The 19,893-nt window shown below is 74.6% G+C and carries 17 protein-coding genes and 1 pseudogene; 10 read left to right on the top strand and 8 right to left on the bottom strand.

Annotation, left to right across the window (positions count from 1 at the left end):
- Positions 1 to 47 precede the first annotated feature (47 nt).
- Both AB0D10_RS03570 and AB0D10_RS03565 read right to left on the bottom strand, forming a co-directional pair.
- Complete coding sequence (locus AB0D10_RS03570) at positions 48 to 1,133, bottom strand: NAD(P)-binding domain-containing protein (RefSeq protein WP_360250513.1); 1,086 nt, start codon at positions 1,131 to 1,133, stop codon at positions 48 to 50.
- A gap of 215 nt (positions 1,134 to 1,348) precedes the next feature.
- Positions 1,349 to 1,720 carry a YbjQ family protein gene (locus AB0D10_RS03565; protein ID WP_360250510.1) on the bottom strand — a complete coding sequence of 124 codons (372 nt, stop codon included), beginning with the start codon at positions 1,718 to 1,720 and terminating at the stop codon, positions 1,349 to 1,351.
- A gap of 124 nt (positions 1,721 to 1,844) precedes the next feature.
- Between AB0D10_RS03565 and AB0D10_RS03560 the strand changes: the two genes are divergently transcribed.
- The 3 genes from AB0D10_RS03560 (at position 1,845) to AB0D10_RS03550 (ending at position 3,953) form a co-directional block, all read left to right on the top strand.
- Positions 1,845 to 2,774, top strand: coding sequence for a hypothetical protein (locus tag AB0D10_RS03560; RefSeq protein WP_360250507.1), 930 nt, complete (start codon positions 1,845 to 1,847; stop codon positions 2,772 to 2,774).
- A gap of 122 nt (positions 2,775 to 2,896) precedes the next feature.
- Positions 2,897 to 3,121 carry a hypothetical protein gene (locus tag AB0D10_RS03555; protein ID WP_360250504.1) on the top strand — a complete coding sequence of 75 codons (225 nt, stop codon included), beginning with the start codon at positions 2,897 to 2,899 and terminating at the stop codon, positions 3,119 to 3,121.
- Positions 3,122 to 3,281: 160 nt separating this feature from the next.
- Complete coding sequence (locus AB0D10_RS03550) at positions 3,282 to 3,953, top strand: aminoacyl-tRNA hydrolase (protein ID WP_360250698.1); 672 nt, start codon at positions 3,282 to 3,284, stop codon at positions 3,951 to 3,953.
- Positions 3,954 to 4,123: 170 nt separating this feature from the next.
- Here the strand turns inward: AB0D10_RS03550 and AB0D10_RS03545 are convergent, their stop codons facing one another.
- The 3 genes from AB0D10_RS03545 to AB0D10_RS03535 are packed head-to-tail and all read right to left on the bottom strand — an operon-like array spanning position 4,124 to position 6,605.
- A complete protein-coding gene (locus tag AB0D10_RS03545) occupies positions 4,124 to 4,873 on the bottom strand; it encodes a hypothetical protein (protein ID WP_360250501.1) in 750 nt (249 codons plus the stop codon).
- A gap of 29 nt (positions 4,874 to 4,902) precedes the next feature.
- Entirely contained in the window at positions 4,903 to 5,691 is a 789-nt protein-coding gene (locus tag AB0D10_RS03540; RefSeq protein WP_360250498.1) for a hypothetical protein, read from the bottom strand.
- Entirely contained in the window at positions 5,688 to 6,605 is a 918-nt protein-coding gene (locus AB0D10_RS03535) for an ABC transporter ATP-binding protein (RefSeq protein ID WP_360250495.1), read from the bottom strand. Before AB0D10_RS03535 ends, AB0D10_RS03540 begins: the two co-directional genes overlap by 4 nt.
- A 219-nt stretch (positions 6,606 to 6,824) precedes the next feature.
- Between AB0D10_RS03535 and AB0D10_RS03530 the strand changes: the two genes are divergently transcribed.
- Entirely contained in the window at positions 6,825 to 8,114 is a 1,290-nt protein-coding gene (locus AB0D10_RS03530; protein WP_360250492.1) for a histidine kinase, read from the top strand.
- Positions 8,115 to 8,158: 44 nt separating this feature from the next.
- Positions 8,159 to 8,908: a response regulator transcription factor gene (locus AB0D10_RS03525; RefSeq protein WP_360250695.1), complete on the top strand. Its 750-nt coding sequence runs from the start codon at positions 8,159 to 8,161 to the stop codon at positions 8,906 to 8,908.
- A 76-nt stretch (positions 8,909 to 8,984) separates the two neighbouring features.
- Here the strand turns inward: AB0D10_RS03525 and AB0D10_RS03520 are convergent, their stop codons facing one another.
- The 3 genes from AB0D10_RS03520 to modA all read right to left on the bottom strand — a co-directional run bounded on the left by AB0D10_RS03520 (position 8,985) and on the right by modA (position 11,942).
- The gene (locus tag AB0D10_RS03520) at positions 8,985 to 10,064 is read right to left on the bottom strand and encodes an ABC transporter ATP-binding protein (RefSeq protein ID WP_360250489.1); all 1,080 of its coding nucleotides are present in this window, start codon (positions 10,062 to 10,064) and stop codon (positions 8,985 to 8,987) included.
- Positions 10,065 to 10,176: 112 nt separating this feature from the next.
- Positions 10,177 to 10,992, bottom strand: a complete 816-nt coding sequence (locus tag AB0D10_RS03515) for an ABC transporter permease (protein WP_360250692.1) — start codon at positions 10,990 to 10,992, stop codon at positions 10,177 to 10,179.
- A gap of 98 nt (positions 10,993 to 11,090) precedes the next feature.
- On the bottom strand, positions 11,091 to 11,942 hold the full coding sequence (gene modA / locus AB0D10_RS03510) for a molybdate ABC transporter substrate-binding protein (RefSeq protein ID WP_360250486.1): 852 nt from the start codon (positions 11,940 to 11,942) through the stop codon (positions 11,091 to 11,093).
- Between the two features lie 348 nt (positions 11,943 to 12,290).
- Between modA and AB0D10_RS03505 the strand changes: the two genes are divergently transcribed.
- The 5 genes and pseudogenes from AB0D10_RS03505 (at position 12,291) to AB0D10_RS03485 (ending at position 19,888) form a co-directional block, all read left to right on the top strand.
- On the top strand, positions 12,291 to 13,358 hold the full coding sequence (locus tag AB0D10_RS03505) for an RNA ligase (ATP) (protein WP_360250483.1): 1,068 nt from the start codon (positions 12,291 to 12,293) through the stop codon (positions 13,356 to 13,358).
- A gap of 213 nt (positions 13,359 to 13,571) precedes the next feature.
- Positions 13,572 to 14,936 carry a cytochrome P450 gene (locus AB0D10_RS03500; RefSeq protein WP_360250480.1) on the top strand — a complete coding sequence of 455 codons (1,365 nt, stop codon included), beginning with the start codon at positions 13,572 to 13,574 and terminating at the stop codon, positions 14,934 to 14,936.
- Between the two features lie 414 nt (positions 14,937 to 15,350).
- Positions 15,351 to 16,079, top strand: a pseudogene (locus tag AB0D10_RS03495) (MHYT domain-containing protein); the annotation flags it as partial.
- 363 nt (positions 16,080 to 16,442) lie between these two features.
- Positions 16,443 to 19,481 carry a nitrate- and nitrite sensing domain-containing protein gene (locus tag AB0D10_RS03490; protein ID WP_360250477.1) on the top strand — a complete coding sequence of 1,013 codons (3,039 nt, stop codon included), beginning with the start codon at positions 16,443 to 16,445 and terminating at the stop codon, positions 19,479 to 19,481.
- Complete coding sequence (locus AB0D10_RS03485) at positions 19,478 to 19,888, top strand: roadblock/LC7 domain-containing protein (RefSeq protein ID WP_360250474.1); 411 nt, start codon at positions 19,478 to 19,480, stop codon at positions 19,886 to 19,888. The genes AB0D10_RS03490 and AB0D10_RS03485 overlap by 4 nt, the downstream gene beginning before the upstream one ends.
- Positions 19,889 to 19,893 lie beyond the last annotated feature (5 nt).

Here is a 19,893-nt window from a genome sequence, read left to right as displayed (position 1 = left end):
GGCTGCGCAGCCCGTCGCGCGGCCGGCGGCCGGCCACCGGAGGGCGGTCAGACCGCCGCCGGGGCGGGCTGCTGCGCCGGCTCGCCGAGCAGCTTGACCAGGTCGTTGACGGCCGCGCGCCCGGCCCGGTTCGCGCCGACCGTGCTGGCGGACGGGCCGTAGCCGACCAGGTGCACGCGCGGATCGGCGGTGGCGCGGGTGCCGGTGAGCGCGATGCCGCCGCCGGGGGAGCGCAGACCGAGCGGGGCCAGGTGGCCGACCTCGGGCCGGAATCCGGTCGCCCAGACGATCGCGTCCACCGCCGACTCCTCGTCGCCCCAGGCGACCCCGTGCTCGGTGAGCCGGTCGAACACGGGCCGGCGGTGCAGCGCGCCCAGCTCCTCGGCGCGCCGGTAGGCCACGGACGGGCCGAGTCCCGTCACGCTCACCACGCTGCGCACCGGCAGGCCCTGCCGGACCCGCTCCTCGACCTTGGCCACCACCGCGCGTCCGTACTCGGGGGTGAACGGCCCGTCGTGGTAGACGGGTTCGGATCGGGTCACCCAGACCGTCTCGCCGACCGCCGCCACCTCGGACAGCACCTGGATCGCCGAGGCGCCGCCGCCCACCACCAGGACGCGCTTGCCCGCGAACTCCTCCGGGCCGCGGTAGTCGGCGTAGTGCAGCTGGCGGCCGGTGAAGTGGCCCGGGTAGTGCGGGAGGAACGGGCGGGTCCAGGTGCCGGTGGCGTTGATCAGCGCGCGGGTCGACCAGGTGCCGCGGTCTGTCTCCACCAGTAGCCGCGAGTCCGGGCGCTCGGACTCGGCACGCACGGCGCGCACCGCGACCGGGCGTACGACCGGGAGCGCGTGCCGGGCCTCGTACGCCGCGAAGTACCCCGGCACCACCTCGCGCGCGGGGGCCTCGGGGACGACCGGCGGGAGCTCGGCGTCCGGGAGGTCGTGGAAGCCGTGCACGGTGGCCATCCGCAGGGACGGCGAGCGGTGCGCCCAGGCGCCGCCGGGGGCGGCGTCGGCGTCGAGCACGACGAAGCCGCCGTCGGCGCCCGCCCGGTGCGGGGCGAAGCCGCGGCGGCGCAGGTGGTAGGCGGCGGACAGGCCTGCCTGCCCGGCGCCCACCACCAGGACGTCCACGCGCTGCCGCGCGGCGCTCGTCGGACCGTCGTCGGTCGCACGAGCCTGCGTTGCACGGGCCTGCGTTGCACCGTCGTTCGTTGCACCGTAAACAGTCACGCCCGTGAAACATTCGGGGCGCGGCGACTGTTCCCGCCGGTTCCACCGCCTCCTCGATCCGGGCGGAGGGCGCGGGGGTGGCGCGCGGGGGGCTGCGGGCGGTGGGCGGTGGGTGCTCAGGCGATCGGGGAGATCACCGCGGCGGTGCCGTAGGCGCAGACCTCGGTGCCGACGTCGGCCGCCTCCGTGACGTCGAAGCGCATCATCAGGACAGCATTGCCGCCGCGCGCCTTGGCCTGCTCGACCAGCCGCTGCATCGCCTCGTTGCGGCTCTCGACCAGGGTCTTCGTCAGACCGCGCAGCTCACCGCCGATCAGGGACTTCAGGCCGGCACCGATCTGGCTGCCGATGTGGCGGCTGCGGACGGTCAGTCCGAAGACCTCGCCGATCACGCGGTCGACCCGGAATCCGGGGATGTCATTGGTGGTCACGACCAGGACGTCGGCGTTCGGGCCCTGCCCGCCGCCGTACTCGTTGATGTCAGCCATGGGGCCCATCCTGCCCATGCGAGGCGTCCGAGTGACAGAGGCCGGACCGGGTCGTGGCCGAGAAGGCTTCCGGAAGCTGGTCCGGACCGGTGATCGGGCGGCCGAAAAGCCGTACCGTAGCCCCATGGGCGAGCGAAGCGATCATCCACAGGGGCCGGGCGCGGCGGAGGACTCCGGCGCGCAGGAGATCGAGGCGACGGTGGTGCTGGGCCTGCGGATCACCGACTGGCCAGCCCTGCGCGCGGCCGCGATCAGGGCCGTCGAGGAGCTGGACTTCGAGGGCATCGACCCGGCGGGCCAGCGCCGTGAACTGCTGCGCGAGGTCGCCGAGGACGCCAACGCGGCACTCGGCGCGCTGCTGCACCCGGACCGGCTGGTGGCCGCCATCCCCGGGATCGAGGCGGTCGGCGGCACGCTGGAGATCAGCGTGACCGAGGACTTCTCACCGGACTTCGCCGAGCTGTTCCCGCTGGAGAGCGAGGATGAGGACGGCGGCGCGGGCGCGGACTGGACGCTCACCCCGCGCACCGCCTGCCTGCTCCACGCGCAGCTGCTCGGCCTGGCCGACGCCGCCTACGACGACCTCGACGAGCACGGGGACGAGCCGGTCGCCGACGGAGACGACACCGACTGGACGGTCTTCGGCCGACTGCCCCAGCGCACCTGGCGAATGCACCGTGGCTGGCGGCGCGCGATGGCCCGGGCCTTCGACGACCTGGCCGACGACCTCGCGCTCGGCGAGTGGCCGCTACCGCGCTGCCTGGCCGACGACCTCGCCCTGCGGATGGCGCTGGTGGACGCCCGGGCGCTGCTCGGCGCGCAGCCCGAGTCGGTGGCGGACATGATGGGCGACCTTCCGGCCGACCTCTACGACTACGACTGGGAAGGCTGCAACGACGAGCTGTTCGGCGTCTACGGGCCGGACGACGGCGACCCGGAGCTGGGCTCGGAGCAGCGGACGGAGATGCTGCTGGCGGCCACGCACCCGGAGGGCTGGTTCCTGATGTACGAGGACGCGGAGGAGCGCGACCCGCAGCGCGGCTACCGGCGCTGACCGGGCGTCGGACCCGTCGGGAACGGGCAGCCCGGAGCCGACCGACCGACTGGCCGACCGGAGCCGACCGGCCGACCGGGACGGGCGGGGCGGTCCGGCGGACGGGCGGTCAGGCTGTGGACATGTCCGCCGAGCGCGCCCGGACCTACGAGCCGGCCCGCCAGGTGCGCGCCTTCTACCCGTCGTTGCACCTCAACCTGGCCTCGGACCACCTCAAGCCCGGCGAGCCCGACCTCGCGCGCGAGCAGCTCGAACGGGCCGTGCGCACCCTGGACGTGCTGCCCGAGGACGCCTACGGCGCGGGGATCCGGGCAGCCGTGGACGAGCTGCGCCAACGGCTGCGCTGACCGGGTGGGGCGGGACGAACGGGGCGGGCCGAGCGGGGTGGGGCGGGACTGGCATGCTGGACGGGTGACTTCTCCGTTCGACGCCCCGGCTCCCGTTGCTCCGTCCACCTCGTCCGCTGCGCCGTCCCCGGCTGACCCGGGCTCCGGTGACTCCCCGGCCCTGGAGGGCCGCGACGCGCGGCCGCAGTACGTGCTGCCGCTGGTCGTCCGGATGGAGCGGGCCACCCCGCCGGGGCGGACGGACGCGCTGGAGACCTCGGCCCGGGCGGTGCTCACGCTGCTGTCCGACCCGCGGGTGACCGAGGAGGACGGCGAGTGGGCCGAGCGGGTCGTGGCCTGGGAGGACGCCCGGATCCGCAAGGTGGTCCGGCGGGCCCGGGGCGGGGAGTGGCGGCGGGCGGGCGAGCTGCCGGGCGTCACGGTGCGGGGGCGGGAGGCTGAGGTGCGGGTGTTCCCGCCGGTCCCGCTGGACGGTTGGCCCAAGGAGCTGGCCAAGCTTCAGGTCTCCGGGACGGACTTGGAGGAGACGGCCGAGGTCGGCGCGCCCGGGTCCGGGGTGCCGGTGCTGTGGCTCAATCCGGAGCTGGAGATGAGCGCAGGCAAGACGATGGCGCAGACCGGGCACGCCGCCCAGCTCGCCTGGTGGCGGCTGGACGAGGCGCAGCGCAAGGAGTGGGCGGAGTCCGGCTTCGCGCTCGCGGTGCGGACGGCCGCACCGGGAGCGTGGGAGGAACTGGTCCGCAGCGGACTGCCGGTGGTCCAGGACGCCGGATTCACCGAGATCGCCCCGGGCAGCTGCACGGTGATCGCGGAGCACCCGGCGTTGCGTTGAGGGCCGGTGCCGAGGGCTGGTGCTGAGGGCCGGTGCCGAGGTCGGAGGGTCGATGGCGGCGGACGAGCGACGGCGAACAGATGACAGCGAACAGATGACAGCGAACAGATGACAGATGTCGAAATCTGAAAGCTGTCATCTGTTCGCCGGCACCACGTCCCCGTCTGCTGCTACGAACCGGAGGCTTCGTACCGCCGCATCGCGCGGAGGCCGCCGTAGGACGCCAGGGCCGTCCAGAGCGCCATGATCAGCAGTCCGGTCCAGTGTCCGTAGTGGACGCCCGGCTCGGGCTGGGTGCGCATCGCGTGGAGGCCGGCCCGGTCGGGCAGGAACTGGCCGACCTCGCGGACGCCGGGGATGGCCGCGAGCCAGGTGGTGCCGAGGAACACCATGGGGGTGAGCAGTCCGAGTGCGGCGCTGAAGTTGCCCAGCATCGTGGTCAGTCCGAGGCAGATCAGCACCATCATCGGGTGGTAGAGCACGCCGGCCAGGAAGCTGCGGCTCAGGCCGGGGGTGGAGAGGTCCACGCCGCCGACGGCGTCCACGGCCAGGAACGACCCCGCCGTCGAGGCCAGCCCGAGCAGCAGGCCCAGTCCGGCGCCGAGCACGAGCTTGGCGCTGTACAGCCGGCTGCGGCGAGGGACGGCGGTGAGCGAACCGCCGATCATCCGGGTGTTGAACTCCTGCCCGATCAGCAGGACTCCGAAGCAGGCCACGGCGACGTGGCCGAACAGCAGCCCGTAGTAGATCCCGCCGGCCGGGTCCTCGCCGGGGGTGTGGTCCTTGGCTCCGTAGGCGGCGTTGACCGCGGCGGTGATGCCGACGGTCAGCACCAGGGCGGTCAGCGGTGCCGCCCATTGCGAGGGCAGCGTGGTGAACTTGATCCGTTCGGCCCGCAGGGCGCCGATGAGCGTACTCATGCTCTCTCCCATCTCCCGTTCCCCCGGGGTCACTTGGTGGGGCGGTGGCGCATCGCGCGCAGGCCGCCGTACGCGGCCAGGGCCGTCCAGAGCGTCATGATCAGCAGTCCGGTCCAGTGGCCGTACCCGACCTGTGGGTCGTCGACGTAGCGCAGCGCGTACTGGCCGGCCCGGTCGGGCAGGAACTGCGCCGCCCGGCGGACTCCGGGCACGCCGCTGAGCAGCGGCGAGAGCAGGAAGACGGTGGGGACCAGCAGCCCCATGGCGGCGGTGAGGTTGCGCAGCAGAGCGGTCACCCCGAGGCAGAGCACCACCAGCAGCGCCTGGTAGAGCACCCCGGCGACGGCGCTGCGGACCAGGGCGGGCCCGTCCCAGGCGCCGGGGACGGTGGCCGCGTACCCCGCGAAGGCGCCCGCCGTGCCGACGACGCCGACGGCGAGGCCGACCAGAGCGCCCAACGCCAGCTTGGCGCCGTACAGTCGGCCGCGGTGCGGGACGGCGGTGAGCGACACGTCGATCATGCGGGTGTTGAACTCCTGGCCGATCAGCAGGATGCCGAAGCACGCCAGGGCCGCCTGGCCGAAGTTGAGGCCGTAGAAGACGCCGACGCTCGGGTCGTCGGTGATGGTGTGGTCTTTGGCGCCGAGGGCCGCGCCGATCGCCGTGGTGACCCCGGCGGTGAGCAGGGCGGCGAGCAGCGGGGTGACCCAGAGCGAGCGGAGGGTGGTGAGCTTGATCCGCTCGGCACGGAAGGCGTCGAAGGCGTGGGGCGACCGTGAGGTGCCCGGGGCCGTCGCGCCGAGGGGGCCGGCGCTCATGCGGCGGTCTCCGTCCGGTACTCGACGCTGTCCGCCGTCATCCGCATGAACGCCTCCTCCAGGGAGTCCTGTTGGGTCGCGATCTCGTACAGCACCACGCCGTTGGCGGCGGCGAGCGCGGCGATCCGTTCGGGTTCGGCGCCGCTCACCTCCCAGGCGCCGCCGTCGACCCGGGTGGCGTCGAGGTCGTGACCGGCGCCGCCGAGCAGCGCGGCCAGCTTGGCCGGATCGACCGCCCGCACCCGGATCCGGGTGCGGCCGTGGCGGTCGATGAAGTCGGAGGTGGCGGCGTCGGCCAGCAGCCGGCCGCGTCCGATCACCACCAAGTGGTCGGCGGTGAGGGCCATTTCGCTCATCAGGTGGGAGGAGACCAGTACCGCCCTGCCCTCGGCGGCGAGGTCGCGCAGCAGGGTGCGGATCCAGCGGATGCCCTCGGGGTCGAGGCCGTTGACCGGTTCGTCGAGGAGCAGCACCGCAGGGTCGCCGAGCAACGCGGCGGCCACTCCGAGGCGCTGGCGCATGCCGAGGGAGAAACGTCGGATCCGCTGCCCGGCCGCGTCCGCCAGGCCGACCTGCGCGAGCACCTCGCAGACCCTGCGCTCCGGTATGCCGTTGCTCGCGGCGAGCCAGCGCAGTTGGCCGCGCGCCGTCCGGCCGCCGTGCAGGGCGTGGGCGTCCAGGAGGGCGCCGACCTGCCGTAGCGGGTGGGGGAGTTCGGCGTAGGCGTGGCCGTCGATCAGGGCGCGTCCGGAGGTGGGCCGGTCCAGGCCGAGGACCAGGCGCATGGTGGTGCTCTTGCCCGCGCCGTTCGGGCCGAGGAAGCCGGTCACCACGCCGGGGCGGACCTCGAAGGACAGGTCGTCGACGACCCGCCGTCCGTCGTACTCCTTGGTCAGGCCCTGGATCTCGATCACGGGCGTGCTCCCCTCCGGTCGTTGCACGGTGGCGCTGCGTGGTGGCGTCGCGCCGTGTCGTTGCCGCTGCCGGTGGTTCCGGCCGGTGGTCACATTCGACCGGACCGGGCCGGACCGGCGGATCCCGCCGCGGAGTGGAGGCGTCTCCCTCCCGGGAGGGAGGGTGTTCGCACCCGGAGCGGGATCCGGGAGGCTCCGGTGGCCTGGCAGGATGGCCAGGTGACCAAGATCGCCGTGCCCAGGATCCTTGCGCCGTTGCTGGCCGGTGCCACGTACGCGCGGCTGCTGCACCTCCTGGTCGGGTGGATCTTCGCGGGCGTCGTGCTGCTGGTCTATCCGGGGACGTACCGGCTCTCCCTCCCGCGGATCCTGCTGGAGAGCGCCGCCGTGGACTCCGTGCTGCTGGTGCTCGTCGCGCTCATCCCGGCGGCGCGGCGGGCGGAGGGGGTCCAGGCCCGGCTGCTGCTGGTGCCCGACCGCGAGCAGGACATCGCCGCCGAGTCCTCCCGCAGCCGCGCCGACCGGTGGCGCACCGCGCTCTGGCTGATCGGCCGGGTCGCGCTCGGTTCGGCGGTCGGGATGGCGATCACGTTCGGCGTCAACGCGGCCGGCGAGCTGCTGGCCGGACCGCAGGGGCCGCGCTACCTCCTGCTCCTGCCGGTGGCGTTGTTCGGCTTCGGCTGGCTGGTGGTCGGCGCAGGTCACCTGCAACTGGCCATGGCTGTCAGGCTGTTGGGTCCGTCCCCGGCAGAGCGACTGGCGGCGGCCGAGCTGCGGGCCGAACGGCTGCTGGAACGCAACCGGTTGGCCCGGGAGCTGCACGATTCGATCGGCCACGCACTGACGGTGACTGTCCTTCAGGCGGGTGCGGCGCGCGAGGTCGGGGATCCGGCGTTCGTCGCCAAGGTGCTCGAAGTCATCGAGGAGACCGGGCGCCAGGCCATGGAGGACCTCGAACGCACCCTCGTCCTGCTGCGCGAGACCCCGCCCGGGGCGAACGGGACGGCCACCGAACAGCCCGGCATCGACCAGTTGCCGGCGCTGTTCGACACCGCCCGCGCGGCCGGCAGCCCGGTCGAGGCGCGGGTCGAGGTGGCGGCCGGTTCGCTGCCCGGGGTGCTCTCCCGTGAGTCCTACCGGATCGTCCAGGAGGGCGTCACCAATGCGCTCAAGTACGCACCGGGAGAGCCCGTCGAGGTTCGCATCGCCGTCCGGGGCGGGCAGTTGGAGCTGAGCTGCGCCAACCGGCTGGCCGGCAACGGACCACGCCCCCTGGCCGGCGGACCACGCTCCTCGTCCGGCGGACCGCGCTCCCCGGCCGGCGGGGTCCGGGCCCCGGCGGGCCCGGGACGGCCTTCGGCCACCGCAACGCGCAAGGGCGGCAAGGGCCTGCGGGGCATCCATGAGCGGGCCGCGCTGCTCGGCGGGGAGGCTGCGGCAGGGGCGTCGCAGGACGGCAGCGGGGAGTGGGTGCTGCGGGTCCGGCTGCCCCTACGCTTGGGCTCGTGACGAACGATCTTGTGGCTGACGGTCCGGCCGGCGGGGTTGCGGGGATGACGGACGTCCTGCTCGCCGACGACGAGGAGCTGGTCCGGTTCGGGCTGAGGGCCGTCCTGGAGGCGCAGCCCGACCTGCGGGTGGTCGGCGAGGCCGCCGACGGTGCAGAGGCGGTGGCGATGGCCCGCGCGCTGCGCCCGCACGTCGTGCTGATGGACGTCCGGATGCCGGTGATGGACGGACTGGCGGCCACTCGTGAGCTGCTGCGCACGGGCATCGGGACCGGGACCGGGACCGGGACCGGGACGGGCACGGGCACGGGCATCAGTACCGGCCCCGGAACGGGAACCGGATCGGGAACCGGGACCCCGGGGGAGCGGCCGCCGCGGATCCTGGTCGTGACCACCTTCGAGAACGACGACTACGTCTACCAGGCGCTGCGCGCGGGCGCCGACGGCTTCCTGCTCAAGCGCTCCCGCCCGGCCGAGATCGCGCAGGCGGTACGGCTGGTGGCTGCGGGTGAGTCATTGCTCTTCCCGGCCGCGATCCGCCGCCTGGCCGCCGGGCACGGCAACCCGACCGCCCGCGCCGCCATGGAGCGGGCGGCGCTGACCGAGCGCGAGGCGGAGGTGCTGCGGCTGGTCGCCGGCGGTCTCAGCAACGGGGAGATCGCCGAGCGGCTGTTCCTCGGCGTGCAGACGGTGAAGACGCACGTCAGCAGCGTGCTGGCGAAGCTGGGCGCGCGGGACCGTACCCAGGCGGTGATCGCCGCGTACGAGTCGGGGTTCGTCGAGCCGTCGGAGTAGCACCGGTGGGCCCCGGCGAGCGGGGCGAGCGGAGGTTCAGGCCGGCGGGCGGAGGCCCGGGCCGGCGGGCGGCTCATCAGGCCGGGTAGGCGTGGGTCTGGGTGGCCTTGACCGAGGCCCAGACCGTCACCCCGGGGGCCAGTTCCAGCTCCGCGACGGCGGCCGGGGTGAGGTCGGCGGCCATCGGCAGGTCGCCGGCCAGCTCGGCACGGACCCGGTCGCCGTGCAGGTCCAGACCGGCGACCTCGGCCCGCCACAGGTTGCGCGCGCTGGACTGCGGACGCTCCCGGTAGAGGGTCACCGCGGACGGTGGGAAGGCGACGAACGCCGGGCCGTCCAGCTCCTTCGTGGTGGCCAGCACGGTGCCGTCCGGGAGCGTGACGCGGGTGCCCTCGGCCCGGCCTTGGTACAGGTTCAGCCCGACCAGGCGGGCGATGTAGTCGGTGCGCGGCCGCCGGGCGACCTCGGCCGGGCTGCCGGACTGCACCTCGCGCCCGTGCTCGATCACCACCAGCCGGTCGGCCAGCACCATCGCGTCCAGCGGGTCGTGCGTCACCAGTACCGCCACTGCCTCGAACTCGGCAAGGTGGCGCCGCAGTTGGGAGCGCACGTCGAGGCGGGTGCGGGCGTCCAGAGCGGCCAGTGGTTCGTCGAGCAGGAGCAACCGGGGGCGGGCGGCGAGCGCCCGGGCCAGCGCCACCCGCTGTGCCTGGCCGCCGGACAGCCGACCGGGGCGGGCGGCGGCGTGGTCGGCCAGGCCCATCCGCTCCAGCCAGACGGCGGCCTCGGCCCGGGCGGCGCGCTTGGGGCGGCCCTGGCAGCGCGGGCCGAAGGCGACGTTGTCGAGGGCGCTGAGGTGCGGGAACAGCAGGTAGTCCTGGAACACCACGCCGACCGGGCGTTCCTCAGCGGGCGTGTGCACCCGGTCGGCCGGGTCCTCCAGGGTGCGGCCGTCGAGGCGCAGGTGGCCGTCGGTGAGCGGGAGCAGGCCGGCGAGGGCGCGCAGTGCGGTGGACTTGCCGGCGCCGTTCGGGCCGAGCAGCGCGACCACCTCGCCGGAGGCGGCGGTGAGGTCGAGGTCGAGGGTGAACGCGGGCCGGTCGACCCGCAGTCGGGCGTCGAGGGCGGCGGCGCTCGCAGGGCTGTCGGTGCTCATCGGGTCGGCTTCCAGGCGTTGGGAGTCGGCGTCCAGGCGTGTGGAGGGATGGCCGGGGAGCTGCGGGCGGGCCGTGGCGCCACCGCCGCGGCCGGGGTCCCGGCGGGGCGGGTCACGGCGCCGACAGCCAGCGGTCGCGCAGCCCGACCAGGACGGCGACGGAGACCACCAGCAGCACCAGTGACAGCGCGATCGCGGCCTGCGGGTCGGACTCCATGGCCAGGTAGACGGCCAGCGGCATGGTCTGGGTGCGGCCGGGGAAGTTCCCCGCGAAGGTGATCGTCGCGCCGAACTCGCCGAGCGCCCGGGCCCAGGCCAGGACGGCGCCCGCGGCGATCCCCGGCGCGATCAGCGGCAGGGTGACCCGCCGGAAGGCGGTCAGCCGGGAGGCGCCCAGGGTCGCGGCGGCCTCCTCGTAGCGGGGGTCGGCGGCCCGCAGCGCGCCCTCGACGCTGATCACCAGGAACGGCATCGCGACGAAGGCCTCGGCGATCACGACGCCCGTGGTGGTGAAGGGCAGTGTGAGGCCGAAGGCCGATTCCAGCCAGGAGCCGACGATCCCGCGCCGCCCGAGCACCAGCAGCAGCGCCACGCCGCCGACCACCGGCGGCAGCACCAGCGGCAGGGTGACCAGCGCCCGGATGACCCGGCGGCCCGGCAGTTCGGTGCGGGCGAGCAGCCAGGCCAGCGGGACGCCGAGGACCAGGGACACGGCGGTGGCCGCCGTCGCGCTGATCAGGGACAGGCGCAGCGCGTCCCAGACGGCGGGGCTGGTGAGCTGCTCGGACAGGTCGCTCCACGGCGCCCGGACCAGCAGGCCGACCAGCGGCAGGACCAGGAAGGCCAGTCCGAGCAGTGCCGGGAGCAGCAGGGTGACCGGGACGCGGGTGCCGCGCGACCGGCGCCGGCGCCGCGGCAGGGCCCGCACGGGTCCTGCCGTGCCGCCGGCGGCCGGGGCCTGGCCGCCCCCGGCCTGGCCGGGGCCCCGGTCGGGGCGCTTCCTGCCGGATCCGGTGGTGCGGTCGCTCACGGCGCCTGGAAGCCCGCCGCGGTCAGCACCTGCTCGGCCTCGGGCGACCGGACGTACGCGACGAAGGCGGCGGCGCCGTCCTTGTTCGGCGCCTTGGCGAGCGCGGCGATCGGGTAGTCGTTCACGGCCTTGGCGGCCTCGGGGAAGTCCACGCCGTCGATCTTCGCAGCATCGGCCTGCACATCGGTCTTGTACACCAGCGAGGCGTCGACCTCACCGAGTTCGACCTTGGTGAGCGCGCCCTTGACGTCCTGCTCCAGGGTGACCGGGGTGAGGTCGAGCCCGGCGGCCTTGAGCGCGGTCTGCGCGGCGGCGCCGCAGGGCACCTCCTTCGCGCACAGTGCGACCTTCACGCCGGAGGCGGTGAGGTCCTTGAGGCCCGCGACGTGCTTGGGGTTGCCCCTGGGAACGGCGATGGTGAGCGTGTTCCTGACGAAGGTCGTCGGCTGGCCGCTCGCGCCGCCCGCGTCGGACACGGTCTTCATGGTGGCCGGGCTGGCGGCGGCGAACACATCGGCCGGGGCACCGGAGTTGATGCTGGTCGCGAGGCTGGAGCTGCCGCCGAAGTTGAAGGTGACCTTGCTGCCCGGGTTGGCGGCCTCGAACTTCTTGCCGAGTTCGGAGAAGGTCTCCTTGAGCGACGCGGCGGCGAAGACGGTGATGGCGCCGCTCGCCTTCGGCACGGCACCGTCCGAGGCGGAGGAGCCCTGGGTGGCGGCGGTCGAGGCCGTGGTGTCGGAGGGCTTGCCGCCGTCGCTGCCGCAGGCGGTGACCCCGAGGCTGAGGACGAGGGCGGCTGCGGCGGCGGCGGCGAGTCTGCGGGTGGTGCCGGTCGTACGGGTGCTCATCGGTGGTTCCCCTCCGGGGGCGCGCCGGGAGGGGCGCGAGGGACTGACCGCAGCTGCGGCCATTACGGCGATCATAGTGCCGCAAATGCAAGCGATAAATCCCCTGTCACTTCGCACAGCCGGGGGCGGCCAGCGGCCTCGGAGCTGTTGTGGGATGGCTCGAACGGGTGCGCCGGCAGCGGCCTCCGAGGGCCGGGCCGACGGTAAATGCGTCGCGCCGGGGGCGGTCGACGGGCCAGAGTGGTCGCCGTCCGTACATGTGTACACCCGTACGCACGGACGTCCGTCCATGCGACCGGGTGGTGCAGGCGTGCCGCCGCGGTCGAGTCAAGGGGAGGAGTCCCGTCCATGTCCACGCTGCGCGTCACCGCCGAGAAGCTGACCATCCTGGAGCACCCGAATGCCGATGCTCTGGAGCTCGCACAGGTCGGCCTCTACCGGGCGGTGGTCGCGAGGGGCGCCTACCGGACCGGGGACTTCGCCGTCTACATTCCCGAACAGTCCGTCCTCCCGGATGAGTTGATCGCGGAGCTGGGTCTGACCGGCAAGCTGGCCGGCTCGCGGGCGAACCGGGTGAGGGCGGTACGGCTGCGCGGACAGCTGTCCCAGGGCATCGTCTGCCGGCCCGCCGCGCTCGCCGGCACCGACCTGTCCGCCGCGGCCGAACAGGGCGCGGACTTCGCCGAACTGCTCGGCGTGGTCAAGTGGCAGCCCCCGGTGCCCACGTCGATGAACGGCGATGTGCTCGGCGCCCCGGACCTGCTGCCCTGGGTCGACATCGAGAACCTCAAGCGCTACCCCGACATCTTCGAGCCCGGCGAGCCGGTGGTGCTGACCGAGAAGCTGCACGGCAGCTGCTGCCTGGTCACGTACACCGCCGGGACCGGCGAGGTGCAGGTGTCGTCCAAGGGGATCGGCGCGAAGGGGCTGTCGCTGGCCGAGGACGAGCGCAACCTGTACTGGCGGGCGGTGCGCGCGTACGACATCCCGGCGGTGGCGGCCCGGCTGGCGGAGCGGCTCGGCGCCGAGCGGGTCGGCATCTTCGGCGAGGTCTTCGGCGAAGGCGTGCAGGACCTGAACTACGGGGTCTCGGCGCGCGCCGGGCGGCCCGGGTTCGCGGCGTTCGACGTCTCGGCGGTGGTGGGCGGTCGGTTGACCTGGCTGTCCGCGCCCGAACTGCTGGACGGCGAGCTGCCGTTGGTGCCCGAGCTGTGGCGCGGGCCGTTCGACCCGGAGACCGTGCTGGGGCACGCGCAGGGCCGGGAGACCTTCTCCGGACGTGAAGTCCACCTGCGCGAAGGCGTCGTGGTGCGGACGGTGACCGAGCGCTGGAGCCCGGTGACCGGCGGGCGGGCGATCGCCAAGGTGGTCAGCGACGCCTACCTGACGCGCAAGGGCGGCACCGAGTACGAGTAGACCCGCGTGCGCGGCTGAGCCCGGTGCGCGGGCGGGCCCCACGTACGGGTGGGCCCGGTGCGCGGGGTGGCCCGCACACGGTCGAGCCGTGCGCAGTCGGTGCCCGACAGGAGGCGCGAGTTGCCGGTCCCCGGACCGGTGCTCGCGCCTTCCCGCGTTGGCTACCCGTCAGTACAGTCGACGGTGCGCATCCCTGTTACAGAAGGAGTCGCCATGGCCACCGAAACCCCCATACCCGGTCCGGCCGGACATCCGCTGGTCGGATCGCTGTTCGACCTCACCCGCCGCCCGCTGCGCACCTACCTCGCCGCCCGCCGTGACCACGGGGACGTGGTGCGGATCCAGGCCGGACCACCCGGCCTGCGGACCTCGTTCCACGCGGTGTTCTCCCCGGACGGCGTCCAGCAGGTCCTGGCCGGCGAGGCGGCCAACTTCCGCAAGGAGAACTCGTTCTACGACGAACTGCGGACCAGTGTCGGCAACGGGCTGCTGACCAGCCAGGACGGCGACTACCAGCGCCAGCGTCGACTGATCCAGCCGCTGTTCACCCGTCGCCGGGTGGACGGCTACGCCGCCGCCGTCGCCGGGGAGGTGGAGTCGCTCGCCGAACGCTGGCGGGCTGCGCCGGGCGGGGTGGTGGACGCCGCGGAGGAGATGTCGCGGTTCGCGATGCGGACGGTCGCGCGGATCCTCTTCGGTGCCGACGTGGAGGAGGCGGTGGCCGTGGTGGCGCACAACTTCCCGGTGCTCGGCGAGTACGTCAAGGAGCGCGGCTTCGCCCCGGTCCGCATCCCGCGCACCTGGCCGACCCCGGGCAACCGGCGCGGCCTGGAGGCGCAGCGGGCGCTGTACGGGGTCTGCGACCGGATCATCGCCGAACGGGCCGCGCGCGGAGGGGGCGACGAGGACGCGGACGACCTGCTCACGCTGCTCGGGAGGGCGCGCGACGACGACGGGGAGCGGCTGGACCCGGCCGAACTCCGGGACCAGGTCCTGGTGTTCCTGGTCGCCGGACACGAGACCACGGCCGTCTCGCTGGCCTTCGCGCTGCACCTGCTGGCCAAGCACCCCGAACACCGGAAGCTCGCCCGGGAGGAGGCGCGGACCGTCCTGGCCGGACGGGCGCCGACGGCGGCGGACCTGGAAGCACTGCCGTACACCACGCGGGTGCTGAAGGAGGCGATGCGGCTCTACCCGGCGGCGGCGCTGGTCGGCCGGCGGGCGGTCGACGAGACCGTCATCGACGGGTACGTCATCCCGGCGGGGGCGCAGGTCGTCGTCGCACCGCTGGTCACCCACCGGCACCCCGACCACTGGGCGGACCCGGAACGCTTCGACCCGGACCGCTTCCTGCCGGAGGAGGAGAGGGCCCGGCACCGCTACGCCTGGTTCCCATTCGGCGGGGGGCCGCGGGCGTGCATCGGGCAGCACTTCTCGATGCTGGAGTCGGTGCTGACCCTGGGGCTGCTGCTGCGGGACTTCGAGGTGGAGGCCGTGGACCGGCGGGTGGCGCTCGCCCAGGGGATCACCCTGCGGGCGGCGAGCCCGATGCGGATCCGGGTGACGGCCGGGGGCTGACAGCCGGCCGGGCCCGGGCGGACGGATGACAGCGAACAGATGACAGTGAACAGATGACAGATTTCAGACTCTGTCGTCTGTTCGCCGTTCGTTGTTTGCTGTTCATCGGTCGCTGCCGGCTGTCCGCCGCCGGCCGCTGGCCGTTCCGTCAGCCGTCCGGGCATACGACCGGGTTATTCGAACACATCGCTCGCCATTTGCGGGCAGCTTTTCGGATCTTCGGGTGGCCGTTTCCGGCCCCTCGATAGCGTCCCACGCACCCCAGGCCGAAAGCGCACATGCGGCTGGCATATGACGAGACCCGGTCACCACGGACCCGACCGCCCTCGCCGCCGGTCGCACGGAGTCCGCCCGGCCCGGGTGCCCGGGCGCACCGCGTACCGCCCCGGGCCCGACCGGTCGACCGGAGGTCCGATGGGCACCCTCAACCACCTCACCCTCGGCTGGCTGACCCCTGCCCTCTCGTACCTGATGGCCTGCGCCGGTGCCGCCCTCGGGCTGCGCTGCACGCTGCGCGGTCTGGCCGCGAGCGGTGCCGCCCGGAGGAACTGGCTGGTCACGGCGGCTGCCGCGATCGGCTCCGGCATCTGGACCATGCACTTCGTCGCCATGTTCGGATTCACCGTCGACGGCACCGAGCTGCGCTACGACGTCCCGCTGACCGTCCTCAGCCTCGTGGTCGCGGTGCTGGTCACCGGCCTCGGCCTGGCCGTCGTCTGCTACGGCGGGCACCGCGGCCTCGCCCTGCTGGCCGGCGGCGTCACCACCGGCATCGGCGTCGCCGCGATGCACTACCTGGGCATGGCCGCCGTACGGATGCACGCCGGTCTGCGCTACGACGCCGGGACGGTCGCCCTGTCCGTCCTGGTCGCGGTCGGTGCCGCCACCGCCGCGCTCTGGGCTGCCGTCACCATCCGCAACGTCCTCGCGGCCGGGGCCGCCGCACTGGCCATGGGCCTCGCCGTCAGCTGCATGCACTACACCGGGATGGCCGCCGTGCATGTCCGGTTGGAGCCGGCCAGGGCCGGCCTCGGCGGGGCCGGCCCGATGGAATTCGTCTTCCCGCTGGCCGTCGGACTCGGCTCGTTCCTCTTCCTCGCCTCGGCCTTCGTGGCACTCTCGCCGACCGTGCGGGAACGGGCCGGCCACCGGGAGGCCGGCGAGCCGGCCATCGAGGAGTTCCCCGCCGCGGCCGCGCGTCCCGCACCCGGACCGCGGGAGCCGGCCTTCCCCGGGTTCGGAGCCGGGGCCGGGCTCTCGGGCGGGACCGCGGAGGGGCTCAGAGCCGGGATCGGGGCCGGGATCGGGGCCGGGCTCGGGTCCGGGCTCGGGTCCGGGGCTGAGCGGTACGGCGCGGAGCGGCACGACCGAGCGGCCTGAGCGGCGGGACCACACCGTCCGTGCACGTGCTCCCCTCCCCGCTGGGTCCTCCCCGCTGAGCCCCGCCCAGCACCGCCCGGCCCAGTCCCGCCTCAGCCCCCGTCCTGCCCGAAAGGCTCCTCACCGATGCGAGAAGACCGCGGCGCCGCCCCCGGTGCCCGCCGGGGTGCCCAACCGGGTCCGCCCGCCCGGCCGCCGCACCCCGGAGCCTGGCTGTGCGGCCTTCGCCCCCGCACCGTCCGTGCCCGGATCATCGCCCTGCTGATGGTCCCGGTCGTCTCGATCATCGCCCTGTGGGGGTTCGCCACCGTCACCGCCGCGCAGGGCGTCTGGGACCTCCTGCGCCAGCGCGACGCCCAACGCACCGTGCTCACCCCCGTCGCCGAGGCGGTCGCCGGGCTGCAGGCCGAACGCACCGCGGCCGGGCAGCTGTTGGCGGCTTCGGCGACCGCCCCCACTGCCGCCCGGGAGACCGCCCTGCGCGAGGCCTCGGCGGCCACCGACCGCGCGATCACCCCGCTGTTCCCCGATCCCCGGCACCCCGACGGGGGTTACAACCGCGCCGACGCCCAAGGCCTCGGCGCCGACGCGGCCGCCCGCCTGGACGCCCTCGGCGCCGCCCTCGCGGCCCTGCCCGAGCTGCGCGCAGGGGTGCTGGCCCGGAGTGTCGGCTGGCCCGAGGTGTACGCCGCGTACGGCGAGGCCGTCGACCGGGCACTCGCCGCGGCCGGTGCCGCCGCGCCGCAACAGGAGCACGCGGCCGCCGGTGACGTCCGGGTGCTGCTGGAACTGGCGCGCTCGCGCGAGCTGCTGGCCCGCGAGGACGCGCTGCTGCGCGCGGCCCGGTTCTCCGGTGCGCTCGGCGAGGAGCAGCTGCGGGAGTTCTCCGGTACGGCGTTCGCCCGGCGGGAGTTCGAGCGGGGGTCGGCCGCCGACCTGGGCCCCGCCGACCGGGAGGCGCTGCTCGCCGTCACCGGCGGCCGGGACCACCGCGAGCTGGTCGGGTACGAGGACCTGGTCCGTGCGGCCGCCGACGGTCGTGCGGCCGTGGCGGCCGTGCCGGCGGACCGGTGGGCGATGGTCGCCGGGAACGTCGAGAGCGGCCTGCGCGCCGTCGAGGACCAGGCCGGACGGGTCGCCGCCGAGCGCCGGAGCCCCTACGCCCTCGGCCTGTTCACCCCGGCCGGGACGGCGGTGCTGCTCGGCCTGCTCGGCGTGGTGGCGTCGCTGGTGATCTCGGTGCAGATCGGGCGCGGCCTGGTGACCGAACTGATCGGCCTGCGCAACGAGGCACTTGAGCTGGCCGGTCGCAAACTCCCCTCCACCATGCGGAAACTGCGGGCGGGCGAGGAGGTGGACGTCGAGACCGAGGCGCCGCAGCCGCCCGGCCGGGACGACGAGATCGGCCAGGTGCACCGGGCCCTCGGCACCGTCCAGCGGGCGGCCGTGACGGCGGCGGTCGAGCGGGCCGAGGTGCTGTCCGGGGTGTCCGGGGTGTTCGTCAACCTGGCGCGCCGCAGCCAGGTCCTGGTGCACCGTCAACTCACCTTGCTGGACGCGATGGAGCGCCGCACCGAGGACCCGTCCGAGCTGGCCGACCTGTTCCGGCTCGACCACCTCACCACCCGGATGCGCCGGCACGCCGAGGGCCTGATCATCCTCTCCGGTGCCGCGCCCGGCCGGGCCTGGCGCAAGCCCGTCCCGCTGGTGGACGTGGTGCGCGCGGCCGTCTCGGAGGTCGAGGAGTACACCCGGGTCGAGGTGCACCCGCTGCCGCGCGCCGCCGTCGTCGGGCACGCCGTCGCCGACCTCGCCCACCTGGTCGCCGAACTGGTCGAGAACGCCACCGGGTTCTCCCCGCCGCACACCCGGGTGCACATCCGGGGCGAACAGGTCGGCAACGGCTACGCGTTGGAGATCGAGGACCGGGGCCTCGGCATGGGGCCGGAGGCCCTGAACGCGGCCAACCGCCGGATCGCCGCCGCCGAACGGACCGACCTCTTCGACAGCGACCGGCTCGGCCTGTTCGTGGTCAGCCGGCTCGCCCGGCGGCAGGACGTCAGGATCTCGCTGGTGACCTCCGCGTACGGCGGTATCACCGCGGTGGTCCTGCTGCCGACCACGCTGCTGGCCGACGGTGCGGCGGTCCGGGCGGCGGGCGATCGGTACCAACCGTACGATCCCGTCGTCGAGTTGGACGTCCGGCCGGACGATGACGCCGAGCCGGTCCCGGTCGGGAGCACTCATCCGGGTCGGCCCGACCGGGAGTTCGCCCCGACGGGCGGGAACACCCCGCGCGCTGCGGGGGAGACGGGACTTCCGGCGGTGGGTGGGCCGCCGCCGGAGGGTGGGGCGCTGCTGCCGTTCGGTGTCCGGGGGAACGCCCCCGGCCCGGTGCGCCGCGCTCCCCTCCGGGCCTCCGGGGCCCGGAGGGCAGACCCGGCTGCGGACGGGGGCCAGGGTGCCGCCGCCCGTCCGCAGTTCGGGCCGCCGCAGCCGAACCGCACCGGACCGGAGGCCGCCCCGGCGCCCGGTGGACGCAGGCCCGATCCGGGGCCCGGGGAACTGCCGCGCCGGACCCGTCAGGCGAGCCTCGTGCCGCAACTGCGCGGGGCACCGGCCGGACCGGGCGCGCACACCGGCCGTACGACCGGCACCACCCCGGGCCCGGCCACGGCGCCCGGTACGGGCCCCTCGGGGCGCAACTCCGGGGGCCACGGCGCGGGAAGCAGCGGCCGGGGGAGTCGCGGTCCGGAGCGTCTCGGACCCGACGGACTCGGGAGCCCCGAACAGCCTGAGCGCGCTGAGCGCGCTGAGCGCGCTGAGCGCGCTGAGCGCGCTGAGCACCCTGGGCACCCCGGGAATCCCGGAGACCATGAGCGCCCCGGGCATCCCGAGAGCCCCGAGAACCGCAGTCCCGAGAACCGCAGTCCCGAGGCGGCGCGTGCGGCGATGGCGGCCTTCCGGAACGGGTGGGTGCGTGGCCTACGCCCCGACGACGGACGGTCCGACCGGCCCGCGGACCGGTTCGCTGTCCAGCCCGCGGACCGGTCCGCCGACCAGCCCACCACACGGCGGCCCACCATCCGGCAGCCCGCCGATCCGCCGCCGCAGGGCCCGCGCGGCCCACTGACCCCACCCCGACCCGAAGGAGAGCACCCGTGATCGGCACCACCCACCGCGTAGGAGAGTTGAACTGGATCCTCGACGAGCTGGTCCGGCGCGCCCCCGAGGTGCGCTTCGCCGTGATGCTGTCCGCCGACGGACTGGCCATCGGCACCTCGGCCGGTCTGCCGCGCGAGGACGGTGAGCACCTGGCGGCCGTCGCCTCCGGGTTCCACAGCCTGGCCAAGGGTGCCGGCCGGTACTTCGACGCGGGTGAAGTCCGCCAGACCATGGTCGAGATGGAGGGCGGATACCTGCTGGTCGCGGCGGCCGGGGAGGGCACCTGCCTGTCCGTGTTCGCCGACTCCCGGGCCGAACTCGGTCTGATCGCCTACGAGACGGCCAGGCTGGTCCGCCGGGTCGGCGAGCACCTGAGCACGGCGCCGCGTGCGGCGGACGGCTGGTGAGCCGG

Source organism: Kitasatospora sp. NPDC048545, assembly GCF_040651155.1.
Lineage (GTDB): Bacteria > Actinomycetota > Actinomycetes > Streptomycetales > Streptomycetaceae > Kitasatospora.
The sequence above is the reverse complement of the archived record's forward strand: the minus strand, read 5'-3'. Positions and strand labels throughout refer to the sequence as shown.

What these genes read in the sequence shown, in the direction of transcription:
- AB0D10_RS03565 (WP_360250510.1), bottom strand. Translation starts at nt 1,720, where the DNA reads ATGGCTGACATCAACGAGTACGGCGGCGGGCAGGGCCCGAACGCCGAC.
- AB0D10_RS03560 (WP_360250507.1), top strand. Translation starts at nt 1,845, where the DNA reads ATGGGCGAGCGAAGCGATCATCCACAGGGGCCGGGCGCGGCGGAGGAC.
- AB0D10_RS03555 (WP_360250504.1), top strand. Translation starts at nt 2,897, where the DNA reads ATGTCCGCCGAGCGCGCCCGGACCTACGAGCCGGCCCGCCAGGTGCGC.
- AB0D10_RS03545 (WP_360250501.1), bottom strand. Translation starts at nt 4,873, where the DNA reads ATGAGTACGCTCATCGGCGCCCTGCGGGCCGAACGGATCAAGTTCACC.
- AB0D10_RS03540 (WP_360250498.1), bottom strand. Translation starts at nt 5,691, where the DNA reads ATGAGCGCCGGCCCCCTCGGCGCGACGGCCCCGGGCACCTCACGGTCG.
- AB0D10_RS03525 (WP_360250695.1), top strand. Translation starts at nt 8,159, where the DNA reads ATGACGGACGTCCTGCTCGCCGACGACGAGGAGCTGGTCCGGTTCGGG.
- AB0D10_RS03520 (WP_360250489.1), bottom strand. Translation starts at nt 10,064, where the DNA reads ATGAGCACCGACAGCCCTGCGAGCGCCGCCGCCCTCGACGCCCGACTG.
- modA (WP_360250486.1), bottom strand. Translation starts at nt 11,942, where the DNA reads ATGAGCACCCGTACGACCGGCACCACCCGCAGACTCGCCGCCGCCGCC.
- AB0D10_RS03505 (WP_360250483.1), top strand. Translation starts at nt 12,291, where the DNA reads ATGTCCACGCTGCGCGTCACCGCCGAGAAGCTGACCATCCTGGAGCAC.
- AB0D10_RS03500 (WP_360250480.1), top strand. Translation starts at nt 13,572, where the DNA reads ATGGCCACCGAAACCCCCATACCCGGTCCGGCCGGACATCCGCTGGTC.
- AB0D10_RS03490 (WP_360250477.1), top strand. Translation starts at nt 16,443, where the DNA reads ATGCGAGAAGACCGCGGCGCCGCCCCCGGTGCCCGCCGGGGTGCCCAA.